This is a genomic window from Variovorax sp. 01T432 (assembly GCF_056398605.1).
Map to the genome: position 1 here is coordinate 21,052 of NZ_JBFTPS010000005.1, position 9,441 is coordinate 30,492.

Annotated in this window: 11 protein-coding genes; all 11 read left to right on the top strand. The window is 71.9% G+C overall.

Going from position 1 to position 9,441, the window contains the following annotated elements; all coding sequences use genetic code 11:
• Position 1 precedes the first annotated feature (1 nt).
• From AC1DNF_RS05110 to AC1DNF_RS05160, 11 genes are read left to right on the top strand one after another with little or no spacing between them, the layout of a single operon-like run.
• The gene (locus AC1DNF_RS05110) at positions 2-694 is read left to right on the top strand and encodes a hypothetical protein (RefSeq protein ID WP_478147471.1); all 693 of its coding nucleotides are present in this window, start codon (positions 2-4) and stop codon (positions 692-694) included.
• Complete coding sequence (locus AC1DNF_RS05115) at positions 691-2,043, top strand: Pvc16 family protein (protein WP_478147472.1); 1,353 nt, start codon at positions 691-693, stop codon at positions 2,041-2,043. Before AC1DNF_RS05110 ends, AC1DNF_RS05115 begins: the two co-directional genes overlap by 4 nt.
• The gene (locus tag AC1DNF_RS05120; RefSeq protein WP_478147473.1) at positions 2,040-4,007 is read left to right on the top strand and encodes an ATP-binding protein; all 1,968 of its coding nucleotides are present in this window, start codon (positions 2,040-2,042) and stop codon (positions 4,005-4,007) included. The genes AC1DNF_RS05115 and AC1DNF_RS05120 overlap by 4 nt, the downstream gene beginning before the upstream one ends.
• Entirely contained in the window at positions 4,004-4,237 is a 234-nt protein-coding gene (locus AC1DNF_RS05125; RefSeq protein ID WP_478147474.1) for a hypothetical protein, read from the top strand. Before AC1DNF_RS05120 ends, AC1DNF_RS05125 begins: the two co-directional genes overlap by 4 nt.
• Positions 4,234-5,682, top strand: a complete 1,449-nt coding sequence (locus AC1DNF_RS05130) for an eCIS core domain-containing protein (RefSeq protein ID WP_478147475.1) — start codon at positions 4,234-4,236, stop codon at positions 5,680-5,682. The genes AC1DNF_RS05125 and AC1DNF_RS05130 overlap by 4 nt, the downstream gene beginning before the upstream one ends.
• Entirely contained in the window at positions 5,679-6,407 is a 729-nt protein-coding gene (locus tag AC1DNF_RS05135) for a hypothetical protein (RefSeq protein WP_478147476.1), read from the top strand. Before AC1DNF_RS05130 ends, AC1DNF_RS05135 begins: the two co-directional genes overlap by 4 nt.
• A 15-nt stretch (positions 6,408-6,422) precedes the next feature.
• Complete coding sequence (locus AC1DNF_RS05140) at positions 6,423-7,082, top strand: CIS tube protein (protein WP_478147477.1); 660 nt, start codon at positions 6,423-6,425, stop codon at positions 7,080-7,082.
• Between the two features lie 13 nt (positions 7,083-7,095).
• Positions 7,096-7,446: a Base plate wedge protein 53 gene (locus AC1DNF_RS05145; RefSeq protein WP_478147478.1), complete on the top strand. Its 351-nt coding sequence runs from the start codon at positions 7,096-7,098 to the stop codon at positions 7,444-7,446.
• A 19-nt stretch (positions 7,447-7,465) separates the two neighbouring features.
• Positions 7,466-8,590: a hypothetical protein gene (locus AC1DNF_RS05150; RefSeq protein WP_478147479.1), complete on the top strand. Its 1,125-nt coding sequence runs from the start codon at positions 7,466-7,468 to the stop codon at positions 8,588-8,590.
• Complete coding sequence (locus tag AC1DNF_RS05155) at positions 8,587-9,096, top strand: phage baseplate assembly protein V (RefSeq protein ID WP_478147480.1); 510 nt, start codon at positions 8,587-8,589, stop codon at positions 9,094-9,096. The genes AC1DNF_RS05150 and AC1DNF_RS05155 overlap by 4 nt, the downstream gene beginning before the upstream one ends.
• 10 nt (positions 9,097-9,106) lie before the next feature.
• Complete coding sequence (locus AC1DNF_RS05160) at positions 9,107-9,424, top strand: hypothetical protein (RefSeq protein WP_478147481.1); 318 nt, start codon at positions 9,107-9,109, stop codon at positions 9,422-9,424.
• Positions 9,425-9,441 lie beyond the last annotated feature (17 nt).

The following is a 9,441-nucleotide window of genomic DNA, read 5'->3' on the forward strand; positions in this document are numbered from 1 at the left end:
AATGCCCTTCCTCCAGCGCCTTCGTCCCGGCGCGGGCGAAGCCAGCCGGGTGCGCCCCGCGCTGGCGCCGCGCTACGCCACCACGCCGCAGCAGCTCGGCACCGATGCCGCTGCCGTGGCGCCGGCGGGGCGCGCTCCGGATGCGCCCTCCGGGGAATTCTTCGAAGCGCCGCCACGAGAGAGGCAGGCGCGGGCCCACGAGGAACAACCCTCGGCACCACGGCAACCAAGCTCGGACCCGACCGACGATCGTCCCGTGGCGGCGGCGCAGGTGCAAGCCCTTGCCGATCCGCGCGTCGAGCGCGCGCCGCGCGACATCTCGCGCGACCGTGAGCCGCCCCCCATCGTGCACGGCGCTGCGGCAATGCGGACCTTCGCGGCGCGCAACACCGATGCGCCGAGGCCCGGCGCGATCCACGGCGCCAGTCCACAGCCACCGACCGCCACCTCTCACCGCACACCCTTGCGCGAGAGCGCGGTCGAGCACCGCCTGCCCGCCCCGCGGCAAGCTGCGCGGCAAGTGCAGCAGCAACCGACGGTCATCCAGGTCACCATCGACCGCCTCGACGTCCGCGCGCCCGCCGCCGGCACACCGCAGCGCCCGGCCGCCAAGCCGCGCGGCAACGCCTCCACGCTGCCCCTGGGCGACTACCTTCGCCAGCGCGACCGGCCGCGCAACGGAGGCGCGGCGTGAGTTCTCCCCTGGCCATCGGCGCCGTCAGTGCCGTCCTTCGCAACCTGCTCGACAACGGGCTCATCGAGGCCGGCGCGGTGATGGGCGCCCACGTCAAGGTGAGCGCGGTGGCACCCGACACCATCGACCTGAAGAGCGTCGAAGACCCGCCGCGCCTGAACCTCTTCCTGCACCAGGTCACGCCCAACCTCGGCTGGCGCAACAGCGCGCTCCCCTCACGCGGCGCGATCAGCGGCGTGCGCCTCACCAACGCGCCGCTCGCGATCGACCTGCACTACATCCTCACCGCCTACGGCCGCGCCGACTTCGAGGCCGAGATCCTGCTCGGCTACGCGATGCACCTGCTGCACGAGCGCCCGGTGTTCGACCGCGCGTCGGTGCGCCGCGCCCTCGACCCGAGCCCGCTCGACCTGAGCATGCTGCCGCCCGCGTTCCAGGCGCTCACCGCATCAGACCTCGCCGACCAGGTCGAGCTCATCAAAATCACGCCGGCGGCGATGGGCGGGGACGAGATGTCGAAGCTGTGGGCCGCCATCCAGAGCAACTACCGTCCCTCGGCCGCCTACCAGGTGTCGGTGGTGCTGATCGAGGGCACCCAGCCCGGCCGCACGCCGCTGCCGGTGCTCTCGCGCGGCAAGGTGGACCCGACGACCCACCGCGATCGCGGCGTCGTCGTCAACGCCGACATGCAGCCGCCGCTGCCCACGCTGTTCACGGCGAAGCCCCAGCTGGAGCAGAGCGGCGCCCGCCTGGGCGACACGGTGACCCTCAGCGGCGCGCGCCTGTCCGGCAGCGGGCACCGCGTGCGGCTCGCGCACCGGCTGCTGGCCGCGCCGATCGAGTTCACGCCGCCGCCGCCCAACCTCGCGGGCACCGAGATCGTGATCACCCTGCCCAACGACCTGCCGGCCCAGAGCACCTTCGTCGCCGGCCAATGGGCCCTGAGCCTGCGCTTCACACCCAGCGGCGAAGCCGATGCGCGGGAGACGAACGCCATCCCGCTGGTGCTCGCCCCCGCGCCGGTGATCACCGCCGACGCGCCCCTCGGCCTGCCCGCCGCCACCGCCGCGCGAGGCGGCGGCCCGCCGCCTCGCGTGACCCTGACCCTCGCCGCGCGCCCGCAGGTGCGGCCGGAGCAGGCCGCGCGGCTGCTGCTGGACACCGTCGAAGCCAGCGCGCACAAGCGCACGAATGCCACCGACCCGCTGGTCTTCGACTTTCCCGACAGCCTGCCCGCCGGCGCGCACTGGGTGCGGCTGCGCATCGACGGCACCGACAGCGTGCTGCTCGACCGCAGCGGGCCCGCGCCCGTGTTCGACGCCAGTCAACAGATCACGGTGCCGGCATGAACGCACGCATCGAGGCAACACCGGTCGAGTCATGGTCCGCGCGCAACCAGCGATGGCTGGTCTCGGCCATGGCGAGCCTGCGGACGCGCATCGACGCGACGACCGATGAAGCGCTCATCCGCGACAGCCTGGACGCCGACGCCGAGGCCGGATTCACGCCCGCGCTGCTGCGCTGCGCCCAGCGCTTCGGCCTGACGCCCTTCGAGCGCGAGTTGCTGCTGCTCACCGCCGGCATCGAGCTCGACCAGGGCCTGCGCGCGGCCGTCCAATCGCGCAACGCGGGCACGTCCTCGCGGGCGACTTTCTCGCTGGCCCTGGCCGTTCTCACGCAGCCGCACTGGGACGCGCTGTCGCCGCAATCGCCGCTGCGCTATTGGCAGCTGATCGAGCCCGAGCCCGACACGCCGCTCACGCAGGCCGAGTTGCGCATCGACGAACGCGTCCTGCACTTCATCACCGGCGTTCCCGCCACCGACGCACGCCTGCTCGGCACCGTTCGGTACGTTGCCATTCCTCCGGCCCCGGCACACGACGCCGATGCCGCGCTGGTCGAGCGCATGGCCCAGGCGCTGCGCGGCCACGAGGACGAGCGCGCGCCCATCGCGGTGCTCCACGGCGAGCCGCCCGACGCCGGCGCCCAGCGCGACCTCGCGCTGCGCACCGCCGCGCGCTGGGCCTCGTCCGCGCTGTGGATCCATGCGCGCGACCTGCCGACAGACGCCGCCGAGCAGGTCATGGTGGCACGCCGCATCGACCGCGAAGTCGCGCTGGGCGGCGCGTTGCCGGTGCTCGGGCTCGACGCGGCCGGCGGTGAGGGGCCCGCGCTCGCCCTCGCCGAGCAGTTGCAGAGTCCGCTGCTCTGGCTGGGCGCGCCCGCGGCCGGCCTCGAATCGATGCCGGTGCCGCGCCGCGTGCTGCGTTTCGACGTACCCGCACCGGACGCGGCACGCACCCGTGCCGCCTTGATCACGCGCTGGCAAGACAGCAGCGGCGACAACGATCCGGCGATCGCATCCGCGCTGGAACGCGCGGCCGCGCAGTTCCACCTCGGCCCCGGCGCGCTCGACACCCTCGTGGACAGCCTGCAATCCACGCCGCCGGCCCTGCGTGAAGACAGTGTGTGGAACACGGCGCGCGAAGCGGCGCGCGGCGGGCTGGATGCCCTGGCGCGACGCATCGTCACACCGGCGCGCTTCGACGACGTGGTCCTGCCGCCGGCGCAACTCGCCGCCCTGCGCGACATCGCGGCCCAGCTCCGCCACCGCGAGCGCGTCTTCCGCGACTGGGGCTTCGGCCACCGGCATCCGCGCGGCCAGGGGCTCACGGCGCTCTTCGCGGGGGAATCGGGCACGGGCAAGACCCTGGCGGCCGAGGCCATCGCCAACGAGGTCGCGCTCGACCTCTACCACGTCGACCTCGCCACGCTCGTGAGCAAATACATCGGCGAAACCGAGAAGAACCTGAAGCGGCTCTTCGACGCCGCCGAGACCAGCGGCGCCGTGTTGCTCTTCGACGAGGCGGACGCGCTCTTCGGCAAGCGCAGCGAGGTGAAGGACAGCCACGACCGCTACGCCAACATCGAGGTGGCGTACCTGCTGCAGCGCATCGAGGCGTACCGCGGGCTCGCCATCCTCACCACCAACATGAAGAGCGCGCTCGACCGCGCCTTCCTGCGCCGCCTGCGCTTCGTGGTGGTCTTCCCCTTCCCGGACGCGGCCGCGCGCGAACAGATCTGGCGCCGGCAGTTTCCGCCCGCCGCGCCGCTCGGCGACATCGACTTCAAGGCACTGGCGCGGATGGATCTTCCCGGCGGCCATATCCGGAGCATCGCGCTCCACGGCGCGTTCAAGGCCGCCGCCGGCGGCGGCTGCATCGACCAGGCCTCCCTCATGGGCGCCGCCCGCGCGGAACACGCGAAGCTGGACCGCATCTTCCACGCCGCGCGTGCGGGAGAAGCGGCATGAACATCCGCCGTCCAGCGCCAGCCCCGGCGCCGCGCACGCTCCAGATCCACATCCGGCATCTGGTGATCGACGCCGCCGCGGCCGGCACCGGCAGGCCGTCGTCGACCCGCTTCGCCGCCGCCGTGCAGGCCGCCCTGGGCGACCCGCACAGCCCCGCGCGCCCGACGCCGGCGCATGCGGTCGCCGCTGCGCTGCACGCGCAGCTCGCGCGCAAAGGCCATCTGCCATGAGCGACACCCGCACCCACGCACACGCGCTCGCGCCAGCGGGCACCTACCTCGCCGGCGCCCGCACGCTGCAGCGCGTCTGCAGTTGCAGCGCGCGCGGCGGCGACTGCGAGGCCTGCAAGAAGAAGGATCTCCAGCGCAAGGCGAATGGCGAAGGCGCCGCCCAGCGCCCCACCGAGTCCGCCGCGCCGGACCTCGCGTCGACGCAGCAGGGCGGCACGGCCATGGACGCCGCGCTGCGCAGCGCCCTCGAACCGCTCTACGGCAGGGACTTCGGCAACGTCCGCCTGCATGACGATGCCCGCAGCCACGCCGCGGCCGAACGCGTGGGAGCCAAGGCTTTCACCGTCGGCCAGCATGTGCACTTCGGCGCCGGCGGCTACAGCCCGCACAGCGCCGAAGGCCGGCATCTGCTGGCGCACGAACTCACGCACACTGTCCAGCAAAGCCAGGCGGCGGACCCGCCGCCCGGCGCATCGTTGACGGTATCGCCGGCCGACAGCCCCCTGGAGCACGAGGCCGACCGCACCGCCGACCGAGTCGTCGCCGGCATGCCCGCGCCGCGCATGCCCACACCCTTGGCCCCGGCCGCCAGCCTTCAGCGCGAGCCCGCCAAGGGCGACTCGAAGAAGAAGCCCGCGCCCGCCAAGCTGGGAGACCCGAAGGTGCCGGCCGATGTCGTGCTGCTGATGGACGAGAAGTCCATCTCCGAAGCGCTCACGATCGCCCCCGGGGCCATCGTGCTGAAGGTGTCCAGCGTGGACGAACTCGCCGCCGAACTCGGCCGCGTCCAGGCCCCCTTCAAGACGCTCTTCGTCATGTCGCACTCGCTGGCGAGCGGTGACCTCGGATTCGAGCGGGGCAACACGACCACCTTCGTTCGACCGGAGAAGGTGGCGGAGGCGATCAAGGGCGCCATTCCCGCGAACCTCGCGCCGGCGGCGATCGACTTTCGCGGCTGCTCGCTCGGCGCGACGCCGGGCGCGATGGATGCCATCCGCAGCGCGGTCGGCGCAAAGACCGCCATCGGCAGCAACTGCTTCATGATCAACCAGGCCAACGGGCCCATCCGGCTTCACAGGGGCAAGATGGTGCGCAAGCGCAGCGACCTGGGCAAGGACGACGCGGCGGAATTCGCGCTCGGCATGAAGATGCTGGTCGATTCGTTCAAGGGCGCGAAGAACTGCATCATCGACCCCTCCGAGGACGCCTACTTCCGCGCCGAGGGCAAGCTCGTCGCCTTGTGGGTGAACAGCGAACTCACAGAGCAGTGGCAGGACGGCCGCTCGCGCTGCTACAGCGCCGTCTCGCGGGAGTCGGTCCCGGCCGCCAAGGCGGCCGGCAAGAGCTTCGAGCCGACGGACAGCGGCGACTGCAAGGTCATTCGCGTCGAAGGCGGCCCGCCGCCCAAGTCGGCGCCGGCACCGAAGGGGGGAACCCCGCCATGACCGTCCGTGCCGAAGCCGCGCCGCTGGCCGCGCCCCTGAAGGTCGTCGCCCGCCGCCCGAAGGACCGCAAGAAGGCGGTCAAGCCTCGCGACATCGTCGTCTACTCCGGCGGGCAGAGCGGCACGCTCTATGTCATCAAGGCCGGGGCGGTCACCTACCGGACCCGGGCCGTCTCGGGCCACAGCGACCACGAATGGGAAAAGGGCGTGGGCCCCATCCCCACCGGAAGCTACGCCCTTCACCCGAAGCGGACCGGTCCGACAGTGACGAAGCCGCAGGGCGGCGTCTGCAGCGCGGGGCCGCTGGACACGGGCTACCAGGAAATCACCAGCGACGATCCGCAGAAGTGCGCCAAGCCCAACCACTACTGCACGCTGGACTGTTCGGCCGGCTTCGGCGCCGGCGCCACCTGCTACACGCCCCGGTCCTGCTGGGGCTCGCGCCGGCTGAAGATCGAAGGCTCGGCCACTGTGGCGAAGCCGGGCGGCGGCACGGTGACGCGCAACGGCTTCTACATCCATGGCGGCGACCATTCCGTCGCCATGACCAGCGGCTGCGTCAAGGTGTTCGACGACGCGGTCTTCGACAGCATCCGCGACCTGTCGGACGAGGTGCCGATGTGCGTCGGCACCGCATGCCCGGCCTGGGCCACCTCGGCCGCGGGAGCCTCCGACGTCGCGGCCCTGGTCGACGAGGTGGCCGACACCCTGTCGGACATCTTCTGAAGGCGGCACCCGACCATGAGCCTGAGCACCTCCCCCAAGCTGATCAAGGGCGGCCTCGTCGTGCTCGCGCGCGGCGGCGGCGCCGTGCAGCGCACCATCGTGCTGCAGTACAACCCCGACAGCCTCAGCCGCAGCTTCCAGGTGCAGGGCGTGGGCGGCGACGGCGGCGGCGAACGCGCGCAGCCCTTCCGGCTGAAGGGCCCGGCGATCGAGTCGATCAAGGTCGAGGTCGAGATCGACGCCACCGACCAGCTGGAGTTTCCGGACAACAACGCGAACACCGTCGCCTTCGGCATCGCGCCGCAACTGGCCGTGCTCGAGGCGCTGGTCAACCCCAGCGTCGAGGAACTGCTGTCGGTGGCCGCGCAGAGCGCGAACGGCACGCTGGAGATCCTGCCGGCCGAGGCGCCCCTGGTGCTCTTCATCTGGAGCAAGAGCCTGGTGGTGCCGGTGCGCGTGACCGACCTCTCCGTCACCGAGGAAGCCTTCGACCCCGCGCTCAACCCGCTGCGCGCCAAGGTCTCGCTCGGCCTGCGCGTGATGAGCACCGACGACTTCGGCTTCGCGCACAAGGGCGGCACGCTGTTCCTGAGCCACCTGCGCGCGCGCGAGGCGCTCGCGGCGCGGGCCGGCGGCGCCTCGCTCGCCTCGCTGGGCATCGGCAACCTGCCATGACAAGAGAGCCCGCATGACCACCGATCCCGTCCAGTTGCTGATCGAAGCCGGCGCCATTCCGGCCGACCCCTTCGGGCCGAACAGCCGCTATTCCGGCGTGCCTCTGGGCCTGCTCGCGCGCTCGGCCGACGACCCCGGCGTGCCCTATGTGCTGCGCCGCTTCATCCCGCAGCGCAGGGACATCGCCATCGCCGCCGAGCATGTGGTCACGAGCGGCGAACGGCCCGAGCTGCTCGCCGCGCAGGCGCTCGGCGACCCCGAGCTCTACTGGCGCCTGGCGGATGCGAACGCCGTGACCGACCCCTTCGAGCTCACCGACACGCCCGGCGCGCGGGTGCGCATTCCGCAGCCCGTGGGCCTGTGAACCCGCGAAGACATCCACCATGCCAGGCGCCGTCCAGCTCTCGCTCCTCATCGGCCCGGTGCCCATCCCGGCGCCGCGCGAAGTCGTGGAGGCGCTGGTGCACGTGAAGGTCGAAAGCGGCTCCGGCGAGACGCAGAGCGGCTTCGAACTGAGCTTCGAGCTGCCGATCCGTTCACCGCTGCGTACCTTGTTCCTGCTGACCGGCGGCGGCGGCGTGCCGCTGATGCGCGTGGTGCTGGTGGTCGCGATCAACGGCAGCGCCCAATCGATCATCGACGGCGTCATGACCCACGTCGAGACGCAGCCCGGAGAAGGCGGCGTCGGCAAGCTGGTCGTCAAGGGCAAGGACCTGTCGGCCCTGATGGACATCATCGAGCTGCCCGGCATCCCCTTCCCCGCCATGCCGCCCTCGGCGCGCGTGCTGCTGGTGCTGGCCAAGTACGCCGCCCTCGGCGTGATCCCGATGGTGATTCCCAGCATCCTCGACATCCCGCCGCTGCCGGTGCAGCAGATACCGCAGCAGCGCGGCAGCGACTATGCCTACGTGAAGAAGCTGGCCGGCCAGGCGGGCTATGTGTTCTACCTCGAGCCCGGCCCGGCGCCCGGCACCTCCAAGGCCTACTGGGGCCCCGAGATCCGCGTCGGCGAGCCGCAACCGGCCCTCACCACCGGCATGGACGCGCTGAGCAATGTCGAGCAGCTCTCCTTCAACTTCGACAAGGAACGCAAGACGATGCCCATCGTGTTCTTCCAGGAGCCGATCAGCAAGGCGCCGATCGGCCTGCCGATCCCCGACATCACGCCGATGAATCCGCCGCTCGGCCTGGTGCCGCCGCTGCCGCCGAAGATCGTGAAGCTCGACGACACCTCGCACCTGTCCGCGCCCGAGGCGCTGATGGCGGGGCTCGCCTATGCCAGCCAGAACAGCGACTCGGTGTTCGGCACCGGCCGGCTGGATGTCGCGAAATACGGGCGGCTGCTGAAGTCGCGGCAGCTCGTGGGCGTGCGCGGCGCGGGCCTGCCCTTCGACGGCCTCTACTACGTGAAGAGCGTCACGCACGAGATCGAGCGCGGGAGCTACAAGCAGGGCTTCTCGCTGGCGCGCAACGGCCTCGTCTCCACCTTCCCGACGGTGCCCGTATGAGTTCGCCCCTGTTCGGCAAGTACCGCGGCACGGTCGTCAACAACGTCGACCCGCTGCAGATCGGCCGCCTGCAGGCCATGGTGCCGGACCTCGCCGGCTTCATCCCCGGCACCTGGGCGATGCCCTGCGTGCCGGCCGCGGGCATCAACACCGGCTTCTTCACCGTGCCGATGATCGGCGCCGGCGTGTGGATCGAGTTCGAGCGCGGCGACCCGGACTACCCCATCTGGGTCGGCGGCTACTGGGGCTCCGCGGCCGAGGTGCCGGTGCTGGCGCACGCGGTGCCGCCGGGCGTCACCGGCTTCACGCTGCAGACGCCGCTGAAGAACGGCCTGGTGATCAGCGACGTGCCCGGCCCCACCGGCGGCATCCAGATCCAGACCACCAGCGGCGCCATGATCTCGGTGAGCGACGTGGGCATCGTCATCTCCAACGGCAAGGGCGCCGTGATCAACATGACCGGGCCGACGGTGGACGTCAACCTCGGCGCCCTCACCGTCATCTAGGAGCACGCGCATGCCCGCCCCTGTCCTCCACCTCGGCGCCACGGTGATGTGCGCGCATGCGGGCCAGGCCATGCCGATGACGCCCTTCGCGCGCGTGACGCTGGGCGGCCAGCCGGTCGTCACGCTCACCAGCCCCTACGTTGTCGCCGCCTGCGGCCTCACCAGCAGCGGCGCGCCGCCGTGCGCGACGGCACAGTGGGTGCTCGGGGCCCTGCGCGTGCTCGCCGGCGGCGCGCCGGTGCTGACGATGGCGGGCCAGTCCGTGTGCGTGCCCACCGGCACGCCGCTGATGCCGGTGATGGCCCAGACACGGGTGCTCGCGAGCTGAGCCGGAGGACGCATGCC

Coding starts and splice junctions, on each gene's coding strand:
- AC1DNF_RS05135 (WP_478147476.1), top strand. CDS start 5,679: ATGACCGTCCGTGCCGAAGCCGCGCCGCTGGCCGCGCCCCTGAAGGTC.
- AC1DNF_RS05150 (WP_478147479.1), top strand. CDS start 7,466: ATGCCAGGCGCCGTCCAGCTCTCGCTCCTCATCGGCCCGGTGCCCATC.
- AC1DNF_RS05140 (WP_478147477.1), top strand. CDS start 6,423: ATGAGCCTGAGCACCTCCCCCAAGCTGATCAAGGGCGGCCTCGTCGTG.
- AC1DNF_RS05110 (WP_478147471.1), top strand. CDS start 2: ATGCCCTTCCTCCAGCGCCTTCGTCCCGGCGCGGGCGAAGCCAGCCGG.
- AC1DNF_RS05130 (WP_478147475.1), top strand. CDS start 4,234: ATGAGCGACACCCGCACCCACGCACACGCGCTCGCGCCAGCGGGCACC.
- AC1DNF_RS05155 (WP_478147480.1), top strand. CDS start 8,587: ATGAGTTCGCCCCTGTTCGGCAAGTACCGCGGCACGGTCGTCAACAAC.
- AC1DNF_RS05120 (WP_478147473.1), top strand. CDS start 2,040: ATGAACGCACGCATCGAGGCAACACCGGTCGAGTCATGGTCCGCGCGC.
- AC1DNF_RS05125 (WP_478147474.1), top strand. CDS start 4,004: ATGAACATCCGCCGTCCAGCGCCAGCCCCGGCGCCGCGCACGCTCCAG.
- AC1DNF_RS05160 (WP_478147481.1), top strand. CDS start 9,107: ATGCCCGCCCCTGTCCTCCACCTCGGCGCCACGGTGATGTGCGCGCAT.
- AC1DNF_RS05145 (WP_478147478.1), top strand. CDS start 7,096: ATGACCACCGATCCCGTCCAGTTGCTGATCGAAGCCGGCGCCATTCCG.